The sequence below is a fragment of the Streptomyces sp. NPDC059989 genome (assembly GCF_042736975.1).
In the GTDB taxonomy this organism is placed as follows: Bacteria; Actinomycetota; Actinomycetes; order Streptomycetales; family Streptomycetaceae; genus Streptomyces.
Window position 1 is genome coordinate 232,024 of the sequence record NZ_JBHWUO010000003.1, and the last position, 24,440, is coordinate 256,463.

The following is a 24,440-nucleotide window of genomic DNA, read 5'->3' on the forward strand; positions in this document are numbered from 1 at the left end:
AGCGGCCGGCCACCGGCTCCTAGGCGGTGGCGTGGGCCTTGTCGGGGTCGTCGTCCTCCGGGAGCTTCAGGACGTGTTCCAGGAAGAGGGCGGCGGCGATGACGGCCGCGCCCGCCAGGACCGAGAAGCCGGCGTACCAGGCCTGGTCCCGGCGGGCGGGGACGTCGAGGGAGTCCATCAGCAGGAAGACGCCCACGCCGCCGTAGGCGCCCGCCACGAGGGCCGCCACCAGGGCGCTGGCCTGGCCGAAGACCACCGCGCGGGCCGCCATCAGCGGCTCCACGCCCTTGGCGCCCGGGCGGCGCTCCCGCTGGGCCTTGAGGCGGGCCCGCATCGACAGGGCCGTCGCCAGGAGGATCGCGGCGATGGCGCCCAGGACGATCGGCGCGGCCAGCGGAACGCCCGGCAGGGTGCCGTACGCGTTCCACAGGCGGGCACCCGCCCAGGACAGGACCCCGGCGACGACGAAGATCCCCGCCAGGACCGCCGGCCTCAGTTGCTTCACTTGCCCGTTCCCCGCTTTCCGCCGCACACGATCCGTCAGCAGTCCACAGGCTCGCACAGTTCCCCCCGCGTACGTGGCGATGGTGTCGGGTTCTCGCCGTGATGTCCGGTGTGTGAGAGGTGCCGTATGTGAGTTCATGGGTCGAATGCGTGACCTTCTGTTGGGGTCGTCGTTGATCCGATGACAGCACTGGACAGCAGGGGGGCGAGGGGTGACGCGGAAGGTGCCGCTCCTCCGGGGCGAGGCGGCTCGGACCGCTTGTGCTCGTGTTCTGTTGCGGAGGGGGGTGGATGAGGAGAGCGGCGAGTTCCTGTCCTCATCGGTACTGGCGGAGCGGGTCGGCTGGTGTGCAGAGCTGGTGGCCGGCATGGTCGCCGACCTGCTGGCCGGGCACTGGAATGCCGCCGATGTGGACGTTCTCGCGTCCGGAGAGGACTACGGAGGCAGGAGGCTGCCTTCGAGCGCGTGCGTGGCGCTGCGCCGTCTGGGATGGACTGCTGCGGCGCCGGAGGGCGTGCGGGTCAATGACCGGATCGTTCGCATGGCACAGGAGCAGGCCGGGCGCCTCCTGCGGTCCGTGAAGTGGCGTGCCGAACTGATCGGCGGGGTGATCGCGACCTGGCCCGCCGACTCGGACAGGCGTACGGGACAGGAGTGGGATGCGGTGCGTGCGGCGGTGCCGGACGGGACGCGTCTGCCGTCCAGCGTCTTCAAGGGCCGCACCCGGCAGATCGCCGCCTTCTCCACGAAGCACGGGCGGATGCCCGCCGATCTGTTCGAGATGGAGAACACCCCCAGACCGGCACGGATGCTCCTGCTGTCCGCCTGCGACAGACAGCAGGCGACCATCGAACGGGCGGACGAGCCGGGCCGTGCGCTCCTGCGCCTCCAGCTTCCCACCCGGCCCGAACCGCGGTCGTACAAGGACTGGACATGGGTGTCGTGCCCCATCGAACTGCCCCCGACGATCCCGGCGCGGGCTGTGCTGCACCTGCCCACTCTGCGCCCGTGCCAGGGCCTCGTCCGCGCAGATCTCGCCTACACCCATGCCGTGCCGAGATCGACCGGCAGCGGGCACAGGGTGGCGCTCGGTGTGGACTGGGGGTTGAACACCCTGTTGTCCGCTGGGTCTGCCCGGCTCCACGACGACGGGCAGATCACCGCCCTCGGATCCGGGGGCATGTTCCGCGCCGCCGGTGTTCTCGCCAAACAGCACCGCCTGCGCCGACTGTCCGAGCGTTTACAGACCAAGGCTGACCACTACGGACGGCTCCTCGCCGGACACGCGAGGCTCGGACGCGAGGCTCCGACCGCCCTCGACACTGATCACGCCGTCCTGCGGGACGAGATTCAGCACGTGTCCGCACGACGGTCGAACCTCAATGACGCGTTGGCGTGGGCGGCCGCCCGGTGGGCGGTCGATCAGGCCATCACCGTACGGGCGAGCGTCATCTACGTCGAAGACCTCCGCTCCATGGAAGCCAGCGGCATGGGCCGCACCATGAACACGCGTATGTCGCAGCAGGTCCGCGGGCGGATCGTCGACCGCATGCGGCACCTGGCCGCCGAGACGGGCATCGCCGTGGTCACCGTCCCGGCGCGGAACACGTCCAAGCACTGCCCCCGGTGCCTCACCCCGCTACGGCACCGAAAGGCGCCCGACCGGCCCACCACACCTGGCTGGAAATGGGCTGTCTGCCCCGCCTGCGCCTGGCAGGGAGACCGCGACCAAGGAGCCTGGCAGCGCATCGCAGCGCGCGGTCTGGCACACCAGGCCAAGACCGTGACCGACCGCACCACCGGAATCATGGCCATCCGCACGGTGGTGGACACACTCGAAGCGGCCGCGGTTATCACGCCGACTGCGCCGAAGACCAGCCGGAAGGATCGGTCCAAGACCGGACCCACCCGGCGACGGGCAACACGCCCCGCGCCCAGGCGACGCAGGGCACCCTCCCCCACCAGACCGCAAGGCCTGGCGGGAAAGCGTCCGGAGGGACACGCTCATACGGACCGGTACCGGCTGCCCCGCGCAGCCCACCGGCACCAGGACGTGACGACGATCAGCACACCCACCACCAGCCGACACCGGCCACGAGGAGCAGCACTGGGCGCGGGATTCCACCTCCATGCCCATACGAGTCCTCCACAGTGGGAGATCCCGTTCTCGGACACAGGTCTGACCACAGGATCAGTCAGCCGATCAGAGACGCGAACGACTACTCCGGCAGGCGGAGTTCCAGGTCCGGGCGCGGCGTGACTCCGGTGAGGCCGATTCCGGCCAGGAGGGCGGCGACGGGGCCGTGGCCCGGGAGCTGGGCCTCCGGGTCGATGTCGTGCCAGGGGGCCAGCACGAAGGCGCGCTGGTGGGCGCGGGGGTGCGGGAGGGTGAGGACGGGGTCGTCGGAGACGACGTCGGCGTACGCGACGATGTCGACGTCGATCGTGCGCGGGCCCCAGCGCTCCTCGCGGACGCGGTCGAAGGCCTCTTCGATGGCGTGGCCGCGCTCCAGGAGCGAGGACGGGGGCAGGGTGGTCTTCACCGAGACGACCGCGTTGAAGTACGCGGGCTGCGAGCCGGGCTCGACGCCCCACGGCTCGGTCTCGTAGACGGGGGAGACGGCCTTGACCCGCAGGCCGGGGGTGTCGCCGAGGGCGTCGATGGCGCCCTGGAGGGTCTCCAGCCGGTTGCCGAGGTTCGCGCCGAGCGCGATGACGGCCCATTTGGGGTTGGACAGGGTGACGTCCGCCGCGTCGACCGCCTCGACGACGGAGGCGGGGACCGGCTGGACGGTGGGGTCGCTCTGGGCGTTCAGTCCGTTGTTCATGCGCGGCTCCGGGTGATCGTGATGGTCACGTCGTCGAAGGGGACGGTGATGGGCGCGTCCGGCTTGTGGACGACGACCTCCACCTGTGCCACCGCTTCGTGCTTGAGGCACTGCTGGGCGATCCGCTCGGCGAGGGTCTCGATCAGGTCGACGGGCTCTCCCTGGACCACGTCGACGACCTCTTCGGCGACGACCCCGTAGTGCACGGTCTTCGCCAGGTCGTCTCCGGCCGCCGCGGGGCGGGTGTCGAGGTGCAGCACGAGGTCGACGATGAAGGTCTGGCCTTCCTCGCGCTCCCGGGGGAAGACGCCGTGGTGCCCGCGAGCCTTGAGGCCGCGCAGCGCGACTCGATCCACGCGAATCACTCCTGCTTTCGTAGGTGCTTCCGGTCCGGGACTCCCCGAAACCATGGGCCTATGCCGAGTGCGGTCGGCGTCGTCCGTCTTCGAATTTACCTGCGAAATACCCGGGACCCCGCCGGAGGGGGTCAGGAGGTGTCCTCTTCGTCCTCTTCGTCGGAGTCCGCGAGGACGGGAGAACCGTGGTGGGACCAGAGTCGCCAGCCTTCGGATGTGCGTCGGAACACATTCGTGGCGACGACCAGCTGGCCGACCAGCGGGCCGAGCTCCCCGCCGTCCTCGGCGGGTCCGCCGCTGAGGATGTTCTCCGTACACGTCACCAGCGCGGTGTCGCCTATGACGGCGACCTTGGTGTCGGTGAGGAAGAACTGGATGTAGTCCGTGTGGGACATGATCAGGGCGTACGAGCGCAGCACCTCGCCGCGGCCGGAGAGCACCGGCCAGCCGGGGTGCACGCAGGAGATCTCGTCATCGAGCCAGAGCGCCGACAGTGCGTCGAAGTCCCCCCGCTCCATGGCCTCGTAGAAGGCCGTGTTGACCTCTTCGACCGCTTCGATGTCGGTTCTGCTCACGTGGCTCCTTGTCGGTCGGTAGGGGTCACAGCGCTCCTTCCACGGCGCGGGCCACGCGAACCGCGTCCGCGGTGGCCCGTACTTCGTGGACCCGTACGGCCCAGGCGCCCTGGTGGGCGGCGATCGCGGAGACGGCGGCCGTGGCGGCGTCGCGCTCGCGGGCGGGCGGCGGGGCGGCGTCGGCCGCGCCGGCCAGGACCCGGCCGAGGAAACGCTTCCTCGACGCGGCGACCAGCAGCGGGAAGCCGAGTGCGCGCAGCCGGGGCAGGTGGGCCACGAGGGCCAGGTCGTGCTCGGCGTTCTTCGCGAAGCCGAGGCCGGGGTCGACGACGATCCGCTCGGGGGAGATCCCGCCGGTGACGACCGCGTCGATGCGGGTGCCGAGTTCGGCGGTGACCTCGGCGAGGACGTCCTCGTAGACGGCGAGGCTGTTCATGGTGTCGCTGAAGCCGCGCCAGTGCATGACCACGAAGGGGACCTCGGCGGCCGCGACGGCCGGGATCATGCCGGGGTCGGCGAGTCCGCCGCTGACGTCGTTGACGAGGACGGCGCCGGCCGCGACGGCCCGGGCGGCGACGGCCGCGCGCATGGTGTCCACGGAGACGGTGACGCCCTCGGAGGCCAGGCCGCGCACGACGGGGACCACCCGGCGCAGCTCCTCCTCCTCGTCGACGCGGGGGGCGCCGGGGCGGGTGGACTCGCCGCCGACGTCGACGAGGTCGGCGCCCTGGGCGACGAGGTCGAGGCCGCGCTTGACGGCGGCGGTGGTGTCGAACCAGCGGCCGCCGTCGGAGAAGGAGTCGGGGGTGACGTTGACGACGCCCATGACCGCGCAGCGGTCCCAGTCGGGCAGCCCTGTTACCTGGCCCCTGGGGGCCGGCCCGCGGTTGCTGTTCATGGGCTCAAGGGTAGAGCCCTTGCCCTGGCCGGGCGGTTGCGGTGGGGCGGGGCGGGGGCTGTGCCCCGGACCCCGTTCCCGGGGCTCCGCCCCCGGACCCCCGTGCCTCGAACGCCGGCGCTGGGTGTGCGGGTGCGGCGCCGTTGCCGGGGCTCCGCCCCGGACCCCGCGCCTCAAACGCCGGCGGGGCTGAAAGATCGGGGCTCCGCCCCGGACCCCGGCGCCTCAAGCGCCGGCGGGGCTGGATTGCCCGGAGGGCAATTCCAGCCCCGCCGGGCGCGGTCAGCGGTCAGCCATCAGGCCGCCTGGACCTCGCGTTCCTTCTGGGCCGGGACCTTGGCCGTGGTGTGGTTGTGGGCGCAGTCGCGGACCGGCTTGGGGCGGCGGCGGCTGGCGAACAGCCGCGGCAGGGCCAGCGTGACGAAGCCCTCGGCCTGCATCACGGCGAAGCCGATGCGGGGCAGGTCGCGGTGGGTGCGGTAGACCATGAAGCGCGGCTCCCAGCGGGGGCGGAACTTCTCGTTGAACTTGTACAGCGACTCGATCTGGAACCAGCGCGACAGGAAGACCAGCAGGCCGCGCCACATCCGCAGCACCGGGCCCGCGCCGATCTTCTCGCCGCGGGCGAGGGCCGCGCGGAACATCGCGAAGTTCAGCGAGACCTTCTCGATGCCCAGGGACGGAGCCGCCTCCAGGGAGGCCACGATGAGCAGCTCGTTCATGCCGGGGTCGGCGGCGCGGTCGCGGCGCATGAGCTCCAGCGACATGCCGTCGGGGCCCCACGGGACGAAGTGGAGGACGGCCTTCAGGTCGCCGAAGGGGCTGGTGTCGCCCTCCTCCACGCGGTGCGCGGTGGCGATGAAGCAGTCGCCGTCGCCCTCCTCGCCGACCCGGCCCAGGGCCATCGAGAAGCCGCGCTCGGTGTCGGTGCCGCGCCAGGCCTCGGCGGCGCCCCGCACCTGCTGCAGCTCCAGCTCGGTGAGCTCGCTGACGCGGCGGACCTTGGTGGTGTAGCCGTTGCGCTCGATGCGCTTCACCATCTGGCGGACGTTGCGCATGGCGCGGCCCGAGAGGGAGAAGTCTTTGACATCGACAATCGCCTCGTCACCCAGTTCCAGCGCGTCCAGGCCGGTCTCCCGGGTCCAGACCTCGCCGCCGGTCTCGCTGCAGCCCACGACGGCCGGGGTCCAGGAGTGGGCCTTGGCCTCCGCCATGAACCGCTCGATGGCGCCGGGCCAGGCCTCGACGTCGCCGACCGGGTCGCCGGAGGCGAGCATCACGCCGGAGACGACGCGGTAGGTGACGGCGGCCTTGCCGCTGGGGGAGAAGACGACGGCCTTGTCGCGGCGGAGCGCGAAGTGGCCCAGCGAGTCGCGGCCGCCGTGCTTGGCGAGCAGCTCGCGCAGCTTGGTCTCGTCGTCGGCGGTGAGTCGGGCGGCCGGGTGCTCGGGGCGGAAGGCCAGGTAGATCGTGGTGAGGGCGGTCAGCATGCCGAGGGCGCCGAGCGAGTAGCCGACGGTCCAGGAGACGCGGCCGGCGTAGTCGACGGGGCCCTCGAAGCCGAAGAGGCCGTAGACCACGTGCTGGATCTGCTCGTACAGGCCGGGGTCGCCGACGACCTTGCCGGGGTGGACGTTGACGATGACCAGGCCCAGGCCGATGGAGCCGGCGCTCATCAGGACGAAGTTCGCGAGCGCCTTCCAGCGGCTGCGCGGGTCGGGCAGCGCCTTGAATTCACCCTGGTGGCGCAGCAGCAGGCCGAAGAGGACCGCCGCGATGATGACGCCGATGAAGGAGTGCCGGTACACGAACTGCGCGGCGGCTCCCGCGGGCAGCAGCAGGACGGCGGCCCGCCAGGCGCGCCGCTTGTGCCGCTTGAGGCCGTGTGCCAGCAGCAGGAGCAGTACGCCCGAGCTGATGGCGAGGGCGGCGGCGAAGGGCCCGACGGAGCCGGGCAGTACCTCGGTGACCGCGTGGATCCGGCTGTGCCGGAACCGGGGGAAGACCCCGGCCGCGATGTCCAGAAGGCCGACGATCGTGACGGCCGTACCTACGAGGCCGGGCACGGCCTCCGGTCGTGGCCCGCGGAGGATTCGGCGGACCCGCTTCGGAACCTGTCCGGACTTATCGCCATCTATCCTGCTAGACATCGCTTCCCGTTGCTCCGCGAGAGATCATGTGGCCGAAGGCCGCGACAGCCTCCGGTGTGTGGTGCGTCCCTTAGGACGACATCGAGGAGGAGCGGGTTCACTCTTCCGTCGGAAAAATCCAGTCCTGCCATCAGAAAGTCGACTGACTGCTCATGGGTCTCACCAGTAATACGGTCCTGGCGCTGGCCATCATCGCCGGTGTGCTGCTCTTCGCGGCAACGATCTGGTTCTGGCCGAAGCTCTCCGGCCGCTCGTTCCGGGCGGTTTCCGGCCGGATCGGTCTCCTGCTGGCGACCCAGCTGGCGCTGTTCTCGGCCGTGGGGCTCGCGGCGAACAAGTCTTTCCTCTTCTACGGTTCCTGGGCTGACCTGTTCGGCCAGGAGACGTCCATCGGCAAGGTCGTCGACCACTCGATGAGCAGCAAGGACATCAAGGTCATCGACAAGCAGAAGCTGGACGTCCCCGGCGGCGGCAAGCCGCAGGTCGGCGGTCAGATCCTGAAGGTTGCCATAACCGGGCAGAAGTCCAAGATAACGAGCCCCGGCTACGTGTGGCTCCCGCCGGAGTACTTCCAGCCGCAGCACAAGGACCAGAACTTTCCGGCGTCCATCGTCCTGACGGGGTACCCGGGCACCGCCGAGAACCTGATCAAAGGGCTCGACTACCCGATGAAGGCCTTCAGCCTGTCCAAGGCGGGCAAGATGAAGCCGATGATCCTGGTCATGCTGCGCCCGACCGTGGCGCCGCCGCGCGACACCGAGTGCGTCGATATACCCGGCGGACCGCAGACCGAGACCTTCTTCGGCCAGGACCTGCCGCAGGCCATCACGGACACCTTCCGGGTCGGCAAGAAGCCGCAGAACATGGGCTTCATCGGCAACTCCACGGGCGGCTACTGCGCCCTGAAGATCGCCGCGCACTACCCGCAGACCTTCGGCGCCGCCGCGGGTCTGTCCGCGTACTACGAGGCCCCGGACGACCCGACGACCGGTGACCTGTTCCACGGCGACGACAAGCTGAAGAAGCGTGCGGACGTCCTGCACAGCATCGGGAACAAGAAGCCGACCGGCACGTCCTTCCTCGTCACCAGCAGCGAGAAGGGCGAGCCGAACCTCGGCGACACCAAGAAGTTCATCAAGCTGATCAAGGGCCCGGACCGGGTTTCCTCGATCATCCTCGACAGCGGCGGCCACAACTTCAACACGTGGCGCCGCGAGATCCCGCCGATGCTGGTGTGGATGAGCGGCCGCATCCAGGCCTGAGGCCAGGTCGTGTGCGCAGGCGGAAGGGCCCGACTCCGGGCGGGCCCTTCCGCCGTTTCCGCGGCCTCCTCGGACGCGCCCGCCCCTACGCCTCCTGCAACTGGGCCCGGCGCAGCGCCCGGTGGACGCCCTCCGGGGTCAGTACGCCGATCAGCTCGCCCGAGTCCGGGTCCGTGACCCCGATCCGGCCCGAGTCCTCCTGGAGCAGGGCGGAGAGGGCCTCGCGCAGCGTCGACCCCAGCTCCACCGCCGCCGCCGGGGCGGGGGACCTGCCGTCCGCCGCCGCCAGGTCGGCCGCCTCCACCGGGGTGACCGCCAGCCGCTTGAGCCCCCGGTCGGCGCCGACGAAGGAGGCCACGTACTCCGTGGCCGGAGCCCCGAGGACCACCGCCGGGCTCGCGAACTGCTCGATGGTGCCCGCTCCGTAGACGGCGATGCGGTCGCCCAGCCGGATCGCCTCCTCCAGGTCGTGCGTGACCAGCAGGATCGTCTTGCGCACCGTCCGCTGGAGCGTGAGGAACTCGTTCTGCAGGCGCTCGCGCACCACCGGGTCCACCGCACCGAACGGCTCGTCCATCAGCAGCACCGGCGGATCGGCGGCCAGCGCGCGGGCCACGCCGACGCGCTGGCGCTGCCCGCCCGACAGCTGCTCCGGGTACCGGCCCCCGTACACGGACGGGTCCAGGCCCACCAGTTCGAGCAGCTCGGCCGCCCGTGCGCGGGCCTTGGCCTTCGGGGTGCCGAGCAGCTGCGGCACGGTCGCCGTGTTCTCCAGCACCGTCTTGTGGGGGAAGAGCCCGACCTGCTGGATGACGTAGCCGATCCGGCGGCGCAGCTCGACCGGGTCGGCGGCCGCGATGTCCTCGCCGGCGAGCAGGATGCGGCCGGAGGTCGGCTCGATCAGCCGGTTGACCATCTTCATCGTGGTCGTCTTGCCGCAGCCCGAGGGGCCCACGAGCGTGACCAGCTCCCCCTCCGCCACCTCGAAGGAGAGGTCCTCGACGGCGGTCGTCCCGTCGGGGTAGCGCTTGGTCACATGCTCGAATCGGATCACATGTCCATCCTTCCCTACCCGTGCGCCCGTTTCGGCGAAGACTTTGTCAGGTGTGTATTACGCACCTGTGAAGGATTCCGATCATTGTCGGTGCCGGGGGTTATGGTCGACTGGAGTGTTGACACGTGCGTTCGGTGACGGGTGGGGGTGAGGGGCATGGCCGGGCAGAGCTGCCTGGTGGCGAACGACTGGATCTGCTGGGAGTACGTCTCCTCGCGCTCCCAGGAGCTCACCGACGCCACCCTCGAACACGTCTGGATCACCGGCGTTTCCGTCCTCATCGGCGTCGCCGTGTCCGTGCCGCTCGCCCTGCTGGCCCGCCGCGGCCGGCGCTGGGCGGCGCCCGTGCTCGCCTTCACCACCCTGCTCTACACGATCCCCTCGCTCGCCATGTTCTCCCTGCTGCTGCCGGTGTTCGGACTGTCGGCGGCGCTGGTGGTGACCGGTCTGGTGCTCTATTCGCTGACCATCCTGGTCCGCAATGTGATCGCCGGGCTGGAAGCCGTCCCCGAGGAGGTGCGGGAGGCCGCGCGCGGCATGGGCTACGGCCCGGGCCGGCTGCTCTGGCAGGTCGAACTGCCGCTGGCGCTGCCCGCGCTGCTCGCCGGGGTCAGGATCGCGACCGTGTCGACCGTCGCGCTGACCACCGTCGGCTCCATCGTCGGCAAGGGCGGCCTCGGCAATCTCATCGCCCCGGCCGTGAACAGCTCCTTCAAGGCCCAGGTGCTCACCGCCTCGGTGCTGTGCGTGCTGCTCGCGCTCGTGGCCGACCTGCTGCTGCTCGGCGTACAGCGGCTGCTGACGCCGTGGACCCGGGCCGGCGGCGGGCGGCCGGCGGCTCCGGAAAAGGCGGTCTGAGGCGATGGGCGTGATGGGAGGGGCCTGGGACTGGCTGGCGAACGGCGCCAACTGGTCGGGGGAGAGCGGGGTCTGGCACCGGCTCGGCGAGCACGTCTACGTCAGCGGGATCGCCCTCGCGATCGCCTGCGCGGTCGCGCTGCCCGTCGGGCTGTTCCTCGGCCACCTCGGCAAGGGCGGCGCCCTCGCCGTCAACATCTCCAACATCGGCCGCGCCGTGCCGGTCTTCGCGGTGCTGGCCCTGTTCATGGTCTCCCCGCTGCGCAACGCGGGCTATCTGCCGACCATCGCCGCGCTGGTGCTGTTCGCCGTCCCGCCGCTGCTGACCAATGCGTACGTGGGAATGCGCGAGGTGGACCGCTCGGTGGTGGAGGCCGCCCGGGGCATGGGCATGTCCGGCGGCCAGCTCTTCTTCCGGGTGGAACTGCCGCTCGCGCGCGGGCTCGTGATGACCGGACTGCGCTCGGGCGCGGTGCAGGTCATCGCCACGGCCACGATCGCTGCGATGGTCGGCCAGGGCGGCCTCGGCCGGATCATCACCGCCGGCTTCAACACGTACAACACCGCGCAGGTCGTCGCGGGCGCCCTGCTGGTGGCGGCGCTGGCCCTGCTGGTGGAGGGCTTCCTGGTGGCGGCCGACCGGCTGCTGCCGCGGACGGCCGCCCGCCGCTGATCCCTGCCGACCGTGCCGACCTCGACGACCTCTTTCCCCGCCTCGAACGGAGTCTCCCCATGACCAAGACCACGCGCGTCCTCGGCGCGTCCCTGGGCACCCTCGCCCTGACGGTGTCGCTGGCCGCGTGCGGCGGCGACACCCTGGAGAAGAGCAAGGACGGCGGCTCGTCCTCCGCCGCCCCGGCCTCGGGCGGCGCCAAGGGCAGCCTGGTGATCGGCGCGGCCGGCTTCACCGAGTCCAACGTCCTGGCCGAGCTGTACGCGCAGCTCCTCAAGGACGCCGGCTACAGCACGTCGATCAAGACGGTCAACAACCGCGAGCTGTACGAGCCCTCGCTGGAGAAGGGCGAGATCGACGTCGTCCCGGAGTACGCGGCCACGCTCGCTGAGTTCCTGAACGCCAAGGTGAACGGCCCGAAGGCGCCGGAGGAGAAGCCGGTCGCGTCGAGCGACGTCGCGGCGACGGTGGCCGGCCTGGAGAAGCTCGCGGCCCCGCTGGGCCTCAAGGCGCTGCCCGCGGGTGCGGCCGTGGACCAGAACGCCTTCGCGGTGACCAAGGAATTCGCCCAGAAGAACAATCTCAAGTCCCTTTCCGATCTTGGAAAGTCGGGCCTCAAGGTGAAGATCGCGGCGGGCGACGAATGCGCCGTCCGGCCCTTCTGCGCACCGGGGTTGACGAAGACGTACGGAATCCAGGTTTCCGGTATCGACCCGAAGGGTGTCGGCACCCCGCAGGCCAAGCAGGCGGTCAAGGACGGCGCGGACCAGCTGGTGCTGACCACCACCACGGACGCCACGCTGGACAGCTTCGGCCTGGTCCTGCTGGAGGACGACAAGAAGCTCCAGAACGCCGACAACGTGCTGCCGGTGGTCAACGCCAAGGACGCGGGCGCCCCGGAGGTCGCGGAGGCCCTCGGCAAGCTGACGCAGGCGCTCACGACGGCCGACCTGGTCGACCTGAACCGCAAGGTGGACGCGGAGCGCGCCAAGCCGGCGGACGTCGCGAAGGCCTACCTGGAATCCAAGGGCCTGCTGAAGAAGTAGCAGTTACGCGTTTGATGGAGAAATGTGGGTTGACGTGCTCCCCGGCCTAAGGGCCGGGGATTCCCGCCGCGGCCGGGTGGCCGGCTGGGCGGCTTCCTGCTTCAACGCGCTGTGCCGGGATCTTCGCCCCGGTCTTACCTGCGCTCTGCGAGGCGTTTAGCCTGTCCGCCCGTCCGGCGGCCAGCGTGTTGTGTGCTGCGTTCTCGTCGCGATCATGGACGGTCCCGCACCTCCCGCAGGTCCATTCACGGACATGCAGGGGCTTGGGACCGTCCTTGACCCCGCAAACAGAGCAGACTTGCGAGGTCGGCTCGAACCGGCCGATCTTCCCGAAGTGTCGGCCGTGCTTGGTGGCCTTGTACTGCAGCATGTTGACGAACTGGGTCCATCCCGCGTCGTGCACGGACTTGGCCATGCGGGTGCGTGCGAGGCCCGACACCGCGAGGTCTTCCACGTACACCGCTTGGTTGTCGCGGATGATCTGCGTGGAAGTCTGGTGGTGCCAGTCCCGACGCCGGTCGGCTACCCGGGCGTGTTGCCGCGCGACCTTGATCCGGGCCTTCGCGCGGTTCTTGCTTCCCTTCGCCTTACGGGAAAGGTCCTGCTGCAGGCGTTTGAGCTTCTTCTCCGCCCGGCGCAGAAACTTCGGCGAAGAGATCTTGGTCCCGTCGGAGAGTGTGGCGAACGTCGCGAGACCGAGATCGATGCCGACTTCGCTGTCCAAATCGGGCAGGAGGTCGGGGGCGGCGTCCACCACAAAGCTGGCGAAGTACCGGCCGGCGGAGTCCTTGACGATCGTCAGCGAGGTGGGTGTGGCAGGCAGCGGTCTCGACCACTGCACCTTCAGGCAGCCGACCTTGGTCACATGCACCGTGCCGTTCTCGTTCAGGGAGAAGGCGCTGGTGCTCAAGCGGATGGACTGCCTGGTGTCCTTCTTGGACTTGAAGCGGGGAGGGGAGACCTTCGGGCCTTTGCGCTTGCCCGTCAGGGAGTCGAAGAAATTCTTGAAGGCGGCATCCAGATCCCGCAAGGACTGCTGAAGCACCACGGCCGACACCTCGGCCAGCCACGTGCGTTCTTCCGTGCGTTTGGCCTGCGTGATCCGGACCTTCGACAGCTCGGCCGACGTCACATACGGCAGCCCCGCCGTATGCGCTTCCTTCCGGTCGCGCAGGCAATCGTTCCACACCACACGAGCGCATCCGAATGCCTGCGCAAGCGCGGCGCGCTGGGAGGCATCCGGATAAATCCGGTAGTTGTAGCGGAGCTTCACACGGGAGACCGTATGACCGCATCCGGCATGATGCGGGAGAACATCAGAAATGAGCGGGAATGACCATTCCCGCGTAGCCTGTGGACAACAACAGCGTCCGGGCCGGCGTGCGGATCCGAACAATCGTGATCATCTCGGACCGCGACGGCGGGCTGGGGCTTTCGCCGCAGAGCCTCGGTAACTCCTCTGAAGAGATTGCCGGGCGGGTACCCCACAAGCGTCCACGCCCTGTAAATTTCGGGCCATGCCCCGTGGACGCCACCGCAATCCCGAACCCCTGCACCGGCTGCTCACGCCGACGAGCGTGGCCGGCGTGTCCCTCGCCAGTGCCGGCGCGGCCTGGCTGCTCGCGGAACCTGTGGCGCTACGGCTGCTCGTGGCCCTCACGGCGGGTGCCGGGATCGCCGGCGCCGTCGTGATGCGCGCCTGGGACCGTTCGGCGGGCCGCCGCGTCGCGGAGCTCGCGCGCGAGCGGGTCAAGGACGAGTGGAAGACGGAAGAGCGGATAGCCGAGCTCGAATCCGATCTCGAAGAGGCGCGGATGCTGCGCGCCAAGCTGGACGACAAGCTGCGCGCCAAGCGGGTCGAGCTGGCCGGGCTGCGGGGCGAGCACGCGGCGCTGCTGCGGCGGTACGCGACCGCCGAGACCGAGCGCGCCAGCGCGCTGGAGGGCCGCCGGCTGCTGGCCATCGAGGCCGCCGCGGCCCCGGCCGCGCCGAAGGCCCTTCCGCCGGTCACCGAGGACCGCACCTCCGCGGGCGCGCCCACCGCGGTCGGCTACGCCCGGGCCCATGCGGCCCTGGGTGCGCTGGCGGCCCGCAAGGCGCAGGCACAGGCACAGGGGGAGCCTCGGGCGCTGCCCGCCGGTCCCGCGTCCCCGCCCGCGCCCTCCGGGGGCGACGACGGCCACGGGCGTCCGGCGGTGGCGGTCCCGGCCCGGCGTCCGGCCGCGGCGGTGGCTCCGTACGCGGCGCAGCGGCGGTCCGCTTCCCGTGTCGAGGGCGGCTTCGACTTCTTCGGTACGAAGACCGCGGCGCAGGCGCGTGCCGTGATCGAGGCGGTCCAGAACGAGGACCTGGCGGACGTGGTCGGCGCCGAGGCCCTTGAGGTCCACAAGGCGGAGTCGGCGCAGACCAAGCCGCCCACCCCCGAGATGCGCGCGGTGGGCCAGGTCATCGACCTGACGGCCCATGACGAGACCGAGCCGATCGACGTGGCCCGGCTCCGCACCGCGATCTCCTAGCCGATCCTTTCGGCCCGCGTACGAGGCCACCGGGCGGGCCGGGTGGCGGCGTCAGAACAGCGGCAACTGGCCCGGCTGCGGCCCCAGGGTGAAGCCGTCCAGGGTCGGGGCCGACGCCCCGAGGACCACCCGGGCCCGCGAGCCGGGGCAGGACACCAGATCGCCCCGCCCCCGTCCGGCCGGCGGGTCGTGGCGGGCGATCCGGCCGGCGGTGACGGCGCAGTCGCGGCCGCAGGAGGGGCAGGCGCGGCGGGGGGAATGGGACATGCCCCAAGTCTGCCCTGCCGCACCGACATCGGCCGCCGTGGCCCATGCCGGCCCTGCCCCACCGACGACGGCCTCGCCGTACCGGCCTCAGGCCCGCCGTACCGGCGTCAGGCCTGCCGTACCGGCGTCAGGCCTGCCGGGACGCCAGCCACGCCTCGTGGGCCTGCTCCACCCGGCCCCACAGCGCGATCCGGTCCGCCGGGGTCAGGTCGTCGAGCTCCCGCCCGAAGACCCCGGACAGCGCGTCGAAGAACTCCTCCGAGCTGCCCAGTTCCCGCTCGACGGGTCCCTTCTCCGGGTCGATGTGGCTCAGCACCCGCCCCCGCAGCAGGTCGATGCCCGCCGCGTCCCGGCGCAGCACCGCCAGGGTCCGGATGAAGGGGGAGTCCTCCGCGGTCGACAGCCGCAGGTGCTCCCCGGCGAACTCGTCCATCGTCGCCGGCGCGGAGCGGAAGTTCATCACGGGGAAGGGACCCCCGGTGTTGTGGAAGGTCCAGCCCTGCTCGGCGCCGTCGAGCCGCTCCAGGCGGTAGCGGAACCCGCCCTGGTCGTACGTGCCCTCGCGCAGCGGCAGCGGTTCGTACGGGCCGTCGCCGAGCCCGGCGTCGACGAAGTAGGCCTCGCCGTCGACGCGTACGGTCAGCGCGAGGTGGTTGCCGTTGACCTCGCGGGCGTCGGGCTCCTCGTACACCCCGCCGACATGGCGGGTGACGTCGTAGCCGAGCCGTTCGAGGAGGGCGGCGAAACCGCCGTTGAGGTGGAAGCAGTAGCCGCCCCGCCCGGCGCCGAAGCGGCGGACCGACAGCTCGGGGTCGATGCCGGGCGGCCGGCCCAGCTGGATGTCGATGTTCTCGTACGGGACGCGTTCCAGGTGGGCGCGCTGGAGGGCGAAGAGCCCCTCGGCGGACGGGGTGTGGGGTCCGGTGATGCCGAGCCGCCGCAGATAGCCGTCGAATATGCCAGTGGTCATCGGTCCACCCTACGGGTGGTGGAGCCGATGACCCTTCAAGTCCGTTTTTATGTCTACTTGTCGATGTCGATGTCGAAGTTGGTGCCAGCGCCGGTGTCGGTGCCGTGAGGCTGACGGGAGGCGAGCCACGCCTCGTGCGTCCGGCTCACCCGGGCCCACAGCGCGGCCCGGTCCGCCGGCGTCAGGTCGTCCAGGTTCCGCCCGAAGACGCTCGCGATGACCTCGAAGAACTCGTCCTCGTCGGCGAGTTCGCGCTCGCTCGTCCCCTTCGCGCCGTCGACGCGGGTCAGGATCCGGCCGCGCAGCGCGTCCGAGCCCTCCGTGTCCCGCCGCAGGATCGCGAAGGTCCGTACGAACGGCGAGTCCTCGGCGGTCGTGAACTGGGTGTGCATGGCCTCGAAGTCGTCCATCGCGGCCGTGGCGTCACGGAAGTTCATCCGGGGCATGGGGCCGGCGAACTTGCGCAGCGTCCAGCCCGGGGCCTCGCCCTCCAGCGGGACCAGCCGCTCCAGCGTGTAGCGGAACCCGCCCTGCTCGTACGCGCCCTCGCGCAGCGGCAGCGGTTCGTACGGGCCGTCGCCGAGCCCGGCATCCACCCAGTACGTCGTCCCGTCCACGCGCACGGTCAGCGTGAGGTGCCCGCCGCTGATCGCACGGTCCTCCGGGTCGGGGGTGACGCTTCCGGCGTGGCGCGTCACCTCGTAGCCCAGGGATTCGAGGAGCAGCGCGAGGCCGCCGTTGAGGTGGAAGCAGTAGCCGCCGCGCCCGGCGGCGAGGCGGCGCGCGGACAGCTCGGGGTCGATGCCGGGCGGCCGGCCGAGCTGGATGTCGACGTTGTCGTAGGAGATGCGTTCCACGTGCGCCCGCTGGAGGGCGAACAGCCCCTCCACCGAGGGGCTGCCCGGGTCGGCGATGCCGAGTCGCCGCAGGTAGTCGGCGGATATGCCAGTGATCATCCGGCCAGGTTAGGCCGGAGCCCGGCGGGGGCGGCGGCTATTTGTCGATGTCGCCGACGACGAAGAAGAGCGAGCCGAGGATCGACACCATGTCCGCGACCAGCTGCCCCGGCAGGAGCACGGCGAGGGCCTGGATGTTGTTGTAGGAGGCGCTGCGCAGCTTCAGCCGGTACGGGGTCTTCTCGCCCTTGGAGACCAGGTAGTAGCCGTTGATGCCGAGCGGGTTCTCGGTCCAGGCGTACGTGTGGCCCTCGGGGGCCTTCAGGACCTTGGGCAGGCGCTGGTTGATCGGGCCGGGCGGGAGCTCGGCCAGGCGGTCCAGGCAGGCCACGGCGAGTTCGAGGGCGTTGTGGGTCTGCTCCAGCAGCACCTCGAAGCGGGCCAGGCAGTCGCCCTCGGTGCGGGTGACCACCTTGAGGACGTCCTGGAGCTCGCCGTAGGCCAGGTAGGGCTCGTCGCGGCGCAGGTCGAAGTCGACGCCGGAGGCGCGGGCGATGGGGCCGGAGACCCCGTACGCGTGGACCGCCTCGGCGGACAGGACGCCGACGCCGCGGGTGCGGCCGCGGAAGATCTCGTTGCCGCGGACGAGCTTGTCGTAGACGTCCATGCGGGTGTTGACGTCGGCGATGGCGGCGCGGGCCCGGCCGAGCCAGCCGGCCGGGAGGTCCTCCTTGAGGCCGCCGACGCGGTTGAACATGTAGTGCATGCGGCCGCCGGAGATCTCCTCCATGACGGCCTGGAGCTCCTCGCGCTCGCGGAACGCGTGGAAGATCGGGGTGATTCCGCCCAGTTCGAGCGGGTACGAGCCGAGGAACATCAGGTGGTTCAGCACCCGGTTCAGCTCGGCCAGCAGGGTCCGCATCCACACGGCCCGCTCGGGGACCTCCATGCCGAGCATCCGCTCGACGGCCATGACCACGCCGAGCTCGTTGGAGAAGGCGGACAGCCAGTCGTGGCGGTTCGCGAGCATCACGATCTGCCGGTAGTCGCGGGCCTCGAAGAGCTTCTCGGCGCCGCGGTGCATATAGCCGACCACGGGCTCGGCGCTGGCGATCCGCTCGCCGTCGAGGACGAGGCGCAGGCGCAGCACGCCGTGCGTGGAAGGGTGCTGGGGGCCGATGTTGAGCACCATGTCGGTGCTCTCCGCCGCGCCGCCGATGCCGACCGTGGTCTCCGTCATGCGGGCATTGTCTCAGCCATAGGGTGGAGGGATGGAAACGGGGACGACGGGTGAGACGGACGGACCCGAATGGGTGGGTCTGCCGGGCGGGCTGCTCACGCTGAGGCGGCTGCTGCTGGTGGGCTGGACGGGCCTTTTCGCGGTGGTGACCGGGGTGCTGCTGGGCCTGTTCGCGGGCCCGGCGTGGGCGGCCCTCGGGCTGGTCTGGCTCGCGGTGCTCGCCTGGGGGTGGGTGCTGCTCGGCCGGAACTGGCGGTCCTGGCGGTACGCCGAGCGCGCCGACGACCTGCTGATCAGCCGGGGCGTGCTGTGGCGGGAGCAGACGGTGGTCCCGTACGGGCGGATGCAGCTGGTCGAGGTGGCCTCGGGCCCGCTGGAACGGCGCTTCGGGCTGGCCTCCGTACAGCTGCACACGGCGGCCGCGGCGACGGACGCCAAGATCCCGGGCCTGGCGCCGGCCGAGGCGGAGCGCCTGCGCGACCACCTCACCGCGCTGGGCGAGGCAAGGTCGGCGGGCCTGTGACCTCCGGTCCGGCGGGCGGCGACCCGGTGACCCCCGGTCCGGCGGGTGGACCCGGCGGACCGGGGCCTGTCTCCGCCGACCCGCCCGCCGCAGGCGGAACCGGCTCGGGGCTGGCCCCGTACTCCGCCGAGCCCGCCGCGGGCGAGCGGCGGCTGCATCCCTTCACGCCCCTGCGGCGGGCGTGGGTGCCGATCGCCGCGACCGTCGGCGTGATCGCGCAGCAGGGGGACCGGGCCGGGGAGTGGATCGGGGCGCTGTCCGCCCTGCTCCGGCTGGCCGCGCTCGCGGGCCTGGTGCTGGTGTTCGGCCTGTACGGGTTCCTGAGCTGGTGGTTCACCCACTACGCCGTCACCGACACCGAGCTCCGCATCCGCAGCGGCCTGCTCTTCCGGCGCACCGCCCACATCCGCCTCGACCGCATCCAGGCGATCGACGTCACCCGCCCGCTGCTGGCGCGCCTGACCGGGGTCGCCAGCCTGCGGCTCGACGTCATCGGCACCGAGGAGAAGGACCAGCTGTCCTTCCTCTCCGAGAAGGAGGCCGTGGCCCTGCGCGCCGAGCTCCTCGCCCGGGCCGCCGGCTTCGCGCCCGCCGAGGCGGTGCGCCTCGGCGAGGCCCCCGAACGCGAACTGCTCCGCGTCGGCCCCCGCGACCTCGCCGTGTCCCTGCTGCTGAGCCTCGGCGTCATGGGGGCGCTGGCCGGTGGGCTCATCGCGCCGGTGGTCGTCTGGTGGGTCAGCTCCAGCCCGTGGGCGGCCGTCGTCACCCTGCTCCCGATGCTCGGCGCGGTCTGGGCGGGCAGCGCGGGCCGCTTCCTCACCGAGTACGACTGGACGGTCGCCGAATCCCCGGACGGGCTGCGCCTGGACCACGGGCTGCTGGACCGGGCCCACGAGACCGTGCCGCCGGGGCGCGTGCAGACCGTACGGATCGTGGAGCCGCTGCTGTGGCGGCGGCGCGGCTGGGTCCGCGTCGAGCTGGCCGTGGCGGGCTCGAAGAACGAGGTGCTGGTCCCGGTGGCCTCGCGGGCCGCCGCGTACGCGGTGATCGCCCGGGTCCTGCCGGGGGTGGACCTGGCGGCGCTGTCCTTCTCCGGCTCCCCGGCGGCGGGTTCGCGCTGGGTGGTCCCGGTGTGGTGGAAGGGGTACGGCCTGGCCGTCTCCCCGGACGTGTTCGCCGCCCGGCAGGGCCGCCTGTGCCGCCGTACGGAGATCGTCCCGCACGCCAAGGTGCAGAGCGTCCGCCTCACCCAGGGCCCCTGGGAGCGCGCCCGCGGCGTGGCCGACGTACACGTGGACACCGGCGCGAACGGCACGGTCACGGCCCGGCTGCGGCCGGCGGCCGAAGCGGCCGCGCTCCTGTACGCCCAGGCGGCCCGCTCCCGCACCTCGCGCGCTTCGGCCCGCCCGGACCGCTGGATGACGTAGCGCAGACAGGGCCGGACGAGGGGTTGCGTTCGGCACGGGAGGTAACTGTGTGATCAAAGGACAGTCCTACTGATCACTTCGGGTAGCGAAGGGGGCGACGGATCCTCGACCAGATCCGCACTCGTCGACCGCAAGGAACAGCACCGATGACCTCGACCTCTTCCCCCCTCCTGCGCCGCACCGTACGCGTCGCCGTCCCCGCCGTGGCCGCCCTGACCCTGACGATGGCGTTCGCCGGCCCCGCGGCCGCCGACCCGTCGTTCGTGTCCCGCGCGGGCGGCGTGGTCAGCTTCGCGGCGCTGCCCGGAGAAACGAACACCGTGACCTTCCTCAACCTCGGCTCGGTCTTCCGCGTCACCGACACGACGGCCAATCTCACCGCCGGTCCCGGCTGCACCCAGGTCGACATCCACACCGTCAACTGCGGTTCCTCCACCAACGTGACCCGCATCCAGGCCGCACTGGGCAACCAGAACGACATCGCCGAGAACAAGACCAACGCCCCGGCCGACATCGACGGCGGAGCGGGCGAGGACCAGCTCACCGGCGGGGGCGGCAACGACCGGCTCACCGACCCCGACGGCTGGAACGGCCCCACTCTCATCACCACCACCTTCGACGGCGGAGGGGGCAACGACACCATCGTCAGCAGGAACGGCGGCTTCGACCGGATCGCGTGCGGCGCCGGCTTCGACATCGTCGTGGCCGACAACGCCTCCCTCGACTTCCTCGCGACCTCGCACAGCTGCGACTTCGTCATCCGCTGACCTCCCCGCCCGTGTGCGCGCACGGCGTCCCCCGGGCCGGGGGACGCCGTGCGCGGACTGCACCGTTGCGGGACTACGCGGCTCCGCCGCCGCCCGCGCGGACCAGGCCCGTTTCGTACGCCAGGACCACCACCTGCACGCGGTCGCGCAGGTTCAGCTTCGTCAGGATGCGGCCGACGTGGGTCTTCACCGTCGCCTCCGAGAGGACCAGCCGGGCGGCGATCTCCCCGTTCGACAGGCCCTGGGCGACCAGCAGCATGACCTCGCGCTCGCGGTCCGTCAGCCGCTCGATGTCCTTGTTCTGCGGCTCCTGCGTAGTGGTCGGCAGCATCGGGGCGAAACGGTCCAGCAGCCGCCGCGTCGTGGAGGGCGCCACCACCGCGTCGCCGCTGTGCACCGAGCGGATCGCCGCGAGCAGCTCGGCCGGCGGAACGTCCTTCAGCATGAAGCCGCTCGCACCCGCCTTCAGCCCGGAGAAGGCGTACTCGTCCAGGTCGAAGGTGGTCAGGATGATGACCTTGGGGTGCTCCTCCGGCTCGCAGATCCGCCGCGTGGCCTCGACCCCGTCCAGCTTCGGCATGCGCACGTCCATCAGCACCACGTCCACCTTGGTGGCCCGCAGCACCTCCAGCGCCTCCAGACCGTCACCGGCCTCGGCGACGACCTCCATGTCCGGCTGGGCGGCGAGCACCATCCGGAAGCCGGTGCGCAGCAGCACCTGATCGTCGACGAGCATGACTCTTACGGAACTTCCAGGAGCAGGCGCATCAAAGGCAGTCATACGGCCAGGGTACGCAGACGGCAGCCCCGCCCGGTCGTGACGCTCACTGTGGCCGGACGGGGCTGGTGAGGGGCTCAGTGGTTCAGGTCCCGGTCGTCGTCCAGCGTTCGCAGACCGGGCGCGAGACGGGGCAGGAGGCCCGTACACCGGGTCCCTCGGCCCAGCTTGGCACCGCTGAGGGGCAGCCGGTCGATACGCGCGGGATCGGTCACTCGTTCGTGGGACCGTCCGGAATCCGAGCAGAGAAGCGAAGAAGGCGGCGTTACGGTCGCGTCATGACGACACCACGGATAGCCGAGGATGCCGGGCGCGCCCGGTACACCTTCAGGCTTCGCGTGTCGTCCACCGCGCTTGCCGCGCTGATGGGCGAGTGGGACCGGTGCCGCTGGCTCTGGAACGAGTGCGTGGCGAAGTCCAAGCAGGTCCACGCCTGGAACAGGACGAGTCCGCAGGGTGCTGACAGGCGCACCTGTGGTCCCGCACAGCTCGACAGGATGCTGACCGAGGCACGCGCCCGTACGCGGTGGCTGCGTGAGGGCAGCTCGGTCCCGCAGCAGCAGGTGGTACGGGACTTCGGCAAGTCCAAGGCCAAGGCACAGAAGGACATCCGAGAACGGCTGCCCATGGCGCGCAGGGCTGGGATGCCGAAGTGGAAGAAGAAGCGCGAGGCGCGGCCCACCCTCAACTACACCCGGCGCGGGTTCCGGATGAAGGACGGACGCCTCCACCTGGCGGGCGGGATCGTCCTGTCGGTGGTGTGGTCGCGGGGGCTGCCTGACGATCCGTCCAGTGTGCGTGTCTATCAGGACTCGCTGGGGCATTGGTACGCGAGCTTTGTTGTCCCTGTACGGGTTGAGTCGCTGCCCGGGACCGGGCGTGCGATCGGTGTGGACTGGGGCGTGAAGGAGACCGCGACGACCACCAGCGACAACCATGATCTCCCTCATGCTCAGTACGGAAAGAAGGCCGCTACGAAGCGCGCTCGCTATCAGCGGATGATGGCCCGCCGGAAGCCTAGGAAGGGTCACGGCGGCTCGAAGCGCTACAAGGCAGCGAAGAAGCAGGCCGCAAAGCTGCACAAGAAGACCGCCCGGCAGCGTCAGGACAGGGCCCGTAAGTGGGCGAAGTCCGTGATCCGCGACCATGACGTGATCGCGGTGGAGGACTTCCGGTCGAAGTTCCTGGCGAAGACCACCATGGCCAGGAAGGCAGCTGACGCCGCCATCGGCGCCACCAAAACAGCCTTGATCGAGATGGGTCGCAAGCACGGGCGTATCGTGCACCTGGTACATCCCGCGCACACCACGATGGACTGCGCGCAGTGCGGAGCGAGAGCCAAGCACGCACTGCCGCTGGGTGAACGCACCTACACCTGCACCGCGTGCGGAGCCGTGTCTCCACGAGACAAGAACTCCGCCCGCGTGATGCTCATCCGGGCTGGTCTGGACCCGGCTAGTGCTGATCGTGGAAGACCTCCCGAGGCGCTGCCTCGGGAGGCTGCGTGAGCTAGGAATCCCCGAGCAGCCCTGAAGGAGGGAATCCCACTTCTTCGGGGAGGGGAGCAGTCAATCGGATGGACATCCGTTACCTCGACCTCGTCTTCGTATTCGTCAGCTCTTCTTCAACGGAAGCAGCGCGCTGATCCGGAAGCCGCCGCCCGGCCGCGGCCCGGTGTCGAGCGTTCCGCCGACCATGCCGATCCGCTCGCGCATGCCGATCAGCCCGTGCCCGGCGCCGTCGGCGCCGCCGTCCTCGTACAGTTCGTGCGCCGCGCCCCGCCCGTCGTCCTCGACGAGCAGGCCGAGGCCGTCGTCGAAGTAGACCAGCCGCACGCTCGCCTTCGCATCGGGGCCGCCGTGCTTGCGCGTGTTCGTCAGTGCCTCCTGCACGATCCGGTACGCCGTCAGCTCGACGCCGCTGGGCAGCCGCCGCGGCGCGCCCTCGACCTCGAAGTCCACCGAGAGTCCGGCCGCCCGCACCTGCTCGACCAGGACCTCGATCTGCTCGACGTCCGGCTGCGGTACGTAGTCCTCGGACTCCTGGGGCTCGCCGGTGCGCAGCACGCCCAGCAGCCGGCGCATCTCGGCGAGTGCCTGGCGGCCGGTGCCGGAGATGGTCTGGAGGGCTTCCTTGGCCTGCTCGGGCGCCGCGTCCATGACGTACGCCGCCCCGTCCGCCTGGACCACCATCACCGAGACGTTGTGCGCGACGACGTCGTGCAGCTCGCGGGCGATCCGGGCGCGCTCGGCGGCGACCGCCACCTTCGCCTGGGCCTCGCGCTGGTTCTCCAGCCGCTGGTTCCGCTCGATGAGCTGGGCGTAGTAGGCGCGGCGGGTGCGCAGGGAGTCGCCCAGCACCCAGGCGAGCACGAAGGGGATGATCATGAAGAGGGCGAAGAGGACGTTGTCGATGGTGCTGCTGCCCTTGTCCACGCCGAAGCGCAGGAAGTAGAGCGGTGCGGCGGCCAGCCCCCAGCCCAGCGCGGTGCGGGAGACCCAGCGCGGGACGTCGCTCGCGGCGACCGTGAAGAGGATCACGAACATGGCGAGGTCCCAGACCCCCGCGATGATCCCCGCGCCCAGCTGGAAGACGCCCGCCCCGAGGGTGAGCCAGAACATCGCCTGCGTCCACTTGCGGCGCAGGGCCACGGCCGTGCTCAGCGCGACCACCACGGGGACGGCGGCGAGCTTCAGGGGCGTGTCGAGGTCGGGCTCGCCCACGACGTTCAGCATCGAGACCCCGAAGAGGAGGACAGCCCAGAAGCTGTCGACGCCCGTCGGGTGTCTGCGGAGGAAGTCGTAGAGGCGCTGCACGTAACCCAGCGTAGGGAAAGGAGAAAGGTGCTGGA

Annotated in this window: 24 protein-coding genes; 10 read left to right on the forward strand and 14 right to left on the reverse strand. The window is 70.9% G+C overall.

Annotated elements, in window-relative coordinates:
• Positions 1–19: 19 nt before the first annotated feature.
• Positions 20–505, reverse strand: coding sequence for a DUF3180 domain-containing protein (locus ACFWBN_RS04415; RefSeq protein WP_385170337.1), 486 nt, complete (start codon positions 503–505; stop codon positions 20–22).
• 286 nt (positions 506–791) lie between these two features.
• Here ACFWBN_RS04415 and ACFWBN_RS04420 point away from each other — a divergent pair, with 286 nt between their 5' ends.
• A complete protein-coding gene (locus ACFWBN_RS04420) occupies positions 792–2,765 on the forward strand; it encodes a zinc ribbon domain-containing protein (protein WP_385170340.1) in 1,974 nt (657 codons plus the stop codon).
• Here ACFWBN_RS04420 and folK read toward each other — a convergent pair.
• The 5 genes from folK to ACFWBN_RS04445 all read right to left on the reverse strand — a co-directional run bounded on the left by folK (position 2,725) and on the right by ACFWBN_RS04445 (position 7,312).
• Positions 2,725–3,333 carry a 2-amino-4-hydroxy-6-hydroxymethyldihydropteridine diphosphokinase gene (gene folK / locus ACFWBN_RS04425; RefSeq protein WP_385170343.1) on the reverse strand — a complete coding sequence of 203 codons (609 nt, stop codon included), beginning with the start codon at positions 3,331–3,333 and terminating at the stop codon, positions 2,725–2,727. The two genes, ACFWBN_RS04420 and folK, sit on opposite strands and share 41 nt — an antisense overlap.
• Positions 3,330–3,689 carry a dihydroneopterin aldolase gene (gene folB / locus ACFWBN_RS04430; RefSeq protein ID WP_030010912.1) on the reverse strand — a complete coding sequence of 120 codons (360 nt, stop codon included), beginning with the start codon at positions 3,687–3,689 and terminating at the stop codon, positions 3,330–3,332. The genes folK and folB overlap by 4 nt, the downstream gene beginning before the upstream one ends.
• A 131-nt stretch (positions 3,690–3,820) precedes the next feature.
• Complete coding sequence (locus ACFWBN_RS04435; RefSeq protein ID WP_385170346.1) at positions 3,821–4,264, reverse strand: nuclear transport factor 2 family protein; 444 nt, start codon at positions 4,262–4,264, stop codon at positions 3,821–3,823.
• A 25-nt stretch (positions 4,265–4,289) separates the two neighbouring features.
• On the reverse strand, positions 4,290–5,162 hold the full coding sequence (folP, locus tag ACFWBN_RS04440) for a dihydropteroate synthase (protein WP_385170349.1): 873 nt from the start codon (positions 5,160–5,162) through the stop codon (positions 4,290–4,292).
• A 296-nt stretch (positions 5,163–5,458) separates the two neighbouring features.
• Entirely contained in the window at positions 5,459–7,312 is a 1,854-nt protein-coding gene (locus ACFWBN_RS04445; protein WP_385170352.1) for a phosphatidylglycerol lysyltransferase domain-containing protein, read from the reverse strand.
• Positions 7,313–7,464: 152 nt separating this feature from the next.
• Here ACFWBN_RS04445 and ACFWBN_RS04450 point away from each other — a divergent pair, with 152 nt between their 5' ends.
• A complete protein-coding gene (locus tag ACFWBN_RS04450; protein WP_385170355.1) occupies positions 7,465–8,574 on the forward strand; it encodes an alpha/beta hydrolase-fold protein in 1,110 nt (369 codons plus the stop codon).
• Between the two features lie 85 nt (positions 8,575–8,659).
• Here the strand turns inward: ACFWBN_RS04450 and ACFWBN_RS04455 are convergent, their stop codons facing one another.
• The gene (locus tag ACFWBN_RS04455; protein ID WP_385170358.1) at positions 8,660–9,628 is read right to left on the reverse strand and encodes an ABC transporter ATP-binding protein; all 969 of its coding nucleotides are present in this window, start codon (positions 9,626–9,628) and stop codon (positions 8,660–8,662) included.
• A 156-nt stretch (positions 9,629–9,784) separates the two neighbouring features.
• Here ACFWBN_RS04455 and ACFWBN_RS04460 point away from each other — a divergent pair, with 156 nt between their 5' ends.
• Genes ACFWBN_RS04460 through ACFWBN_RS04470 form a run of 3 tightly spaced genes read left to right on the forward strand, consistent with a single transcriptional unit; the run spans position 9,785 to position 12,205 of the window.
• On the forward strand, positions 9,785–10,486 hold the full coding sequence (locus ACFWBN_RS04460; protein WP_385170363.1) for an ABC transporter permease: 702 nt from the start codon (positions 9,785–9,787) through the stop codon (positions 10,484–10,486).
• Between the two features lie 4 nt (positions 10,487–10,490).
• Positions 10,491–11,159: an ABC transporter permease gene (locus ACFWBN_RS04465; RefSeq protein ID WP_385170367.1), complete on the forward strand. Its 669-nt coding sequence runs from the start codon at positions 10,491–10,493 to the stop codon at positions 11,157–11,159.
• A 59-nt stretch (positions 11,160–11,218) separates the two neighbouring features.
• On the forward strand, positions 11,219–12,205 hold the full coding sequence (locus ACFWBN_RS04470; protein ID WP_385170371.1) for an ABC transporter substrate-binding protein: 987 nt from the start codon (positions 11,219–11,221) through the stop codon (positions 12,203–12,205).
• 46 nt (positions 12,206–12,251) lie between these two features.
• Here ACFWBN_RS04470 and ACFWBN_RS04475 read toward each other — a convergent pair whose 3' ends face one another.
• On the reverse strand, positions 12,252–13,478 hold the full coding sequence (locus tag ACFWBN_RS04475) for an RNA-guided endonuclease InsQ/TnpB family protein (RefSeq protein ID WP_385170374.1): 1,227 nt from the start codon (positions 13,476–13,478) through the stop codon (positions 12,252–12,254).
• A 244-nt stretch (positions 13,479–13,722) separates the two neighbouring features.
• Here ACFWBN_RS04475 and ACFWBN_RS04480 point away from each other — a divergent pair, with 244 nt between their 5' ends.
• A complete protein-coding gene (locus tag ACFWBN_RS04480) occupies positions 13,723–14,721 on the forward strand; it encodes a hypothetical protein (RefSeq protein ID WP_385170377.1) in 999 nt (332 codons plus the stop codon).
• Between the two features lie 51 nt (positions 14,722–14,772).
• On the opposite strand, the gene ACFWBN_RS04485 is transcribed toward ACFWBN_RS04480, so the two are convergent.
• The 4 genes from ACFWBN_RS04485 to ACFWBN_RS04500 all read right to left on the reverse strand — a co-directional run bounded on the left by ACFWBN_RS04485 (position 14,773) and on the right by ACFWBN_RS04500 (position 18,094).
• Positions 14,773–14,988 (reverse strand): hypothetical protein, encoded by a 216-nt coding sequence (locus ACFWBN_RS04485; protein ID WP_385170380.1) that lies wholly within the window; start codon positions 14,986–14,988, stop codon positions 14,773–14,775.
• Positions 14,989–15,115: 127 nt separating this feature from the next.
• Entirely contained in the window at positions 15,116–15,958 is an 843-nt protein-coding gene (locus ACFWBN_RS04490; protein WP_385170383.1) for an arylamine N-acetyltransferase, read from the reverse strand.
• A gap of 53 nt (positions 15,959–16,011) precedes the next feature.
• A complete protein-coding gene (locus ACFWBN_RS04495) occupies positions 16,012–16,914 on the reverse strand; it encodes an arylamine N-acetyltransferase (protein WP_385170386.1) in 903 nt (300 codons plus the stop codon).
• 37 nt (positions 16,915–16,951) lie between these two features.
• Entirely contained in the window at positions 16,952–18,094 is a 1,143-nt protein-coding gene (locus tag ACFWBN_RS04500) for an NADH-quinone oxidoreductase subunit D (protein ID WP_385170389.1), read from the reverse strand.
• Positions 18,095–18,125: 31 nt separating this feature from the next.
• On the opposite strand from ACFWBN_RS04500, the gene ACFWBN_RS04505 reads away from it, so the two are divergent.
• The 3 genes from ACFWBN_RS04505 to ACFWBN_RS04515 all read left to right on the forward strand — a co-directional run bounded on the left by ACFWBN_RS04505 (position 18,126) and on the right by ACFWBN_RS04515 (position 20,811).
• Positions 18,126–18,617, forward strand: coding sequence for a PH domain-containing protein (locus tag ACFWBN_RS04505; protein WP_385170392.1), 492 nt, complete (start codon positions 18,126–18,128; stop codon positions 18,615–18,617).
• Positions 18,614–20,044 carry a PH domain-containing protein gene (locus tag ACFWBN_RS04510; RefSeq protein WP_385170395.1) on the forward strand — a complete coding sequence of 477 codons (1,431 nt, stop codon included), beginning with the start codon at positions 18,614–18,616 and terminating at the stop codon, positions 20,042–20,044. The genes ACFWBN_RS04505 and ACFWBN_RS04510 overlap by 4 nt, the downstream gene beginning before the upstream one ends.
• 146 nt (positions 20,045–20,190) lie before the next feature.
• Positions 20,191–20,811 (forward strand): hypothetical protein, encoded by a 621-nt coding sequence (locus ACFWBN_RS04515; RefSeq protein WP_385170398.1) that lies wholly within the window; start codon positions 20,191–20,193, stop codon positions 20,809–20,811.
• A 73-nt stretch (positions 20,812–20,884) separates the two neighbouring features.
• Here ACFWBN_RS04515 and ACFWBN_RS04520 read toward each other — a convergent pair whose 3' ends face one another.
• On the reverse strand, positions 20,885–21,547 hold the full coding sequence (locus ACFWBN_RS04520; RefSeq protein WP_385170401.1) for a response regulator: 663 nt from the start codon (positions 21,545–21,547) through the stop codon (positions 20,885–20,887).
• A 320-nt stretch (positions 21,548–21,867) separates the two neighbouring features.
• Here ACFWBN_RS04520 and ACFWBN_RS04525 point away from each other — a divergent pair, with 320 nt between their 5' ends.
• Positions 21,868–23,097, forward strand: coding sequence for an RNA-guided endonuclease InsQ/TnpB family protein (locus ACFWBN_RS04525; RefSeq protein WP_385170404.1), 1,230 nt, complete (start codon positions 21,868–21,870; stop codon positions 23,095–23,097).
• Positions 23,098–23,202: 105 nt separating this feature from the next.
• Here ACFWBN_RS04525 and ACFWBN_RS04530 read toward each other — a convergent pair whose 3' ends face one another.
• Complete coding sequence (locus ACFWBN_RS04530; protein ID WP_385170407.1) at positions 23,203–24,405, reverse strand: sensor histidine kinase; 1,203 nt, start codon at positions 24,403–24,405, stop codon at positions 23,203–23,205.
• Positions 24,406–24,440 lie beyond the last annotated feature (35 nt).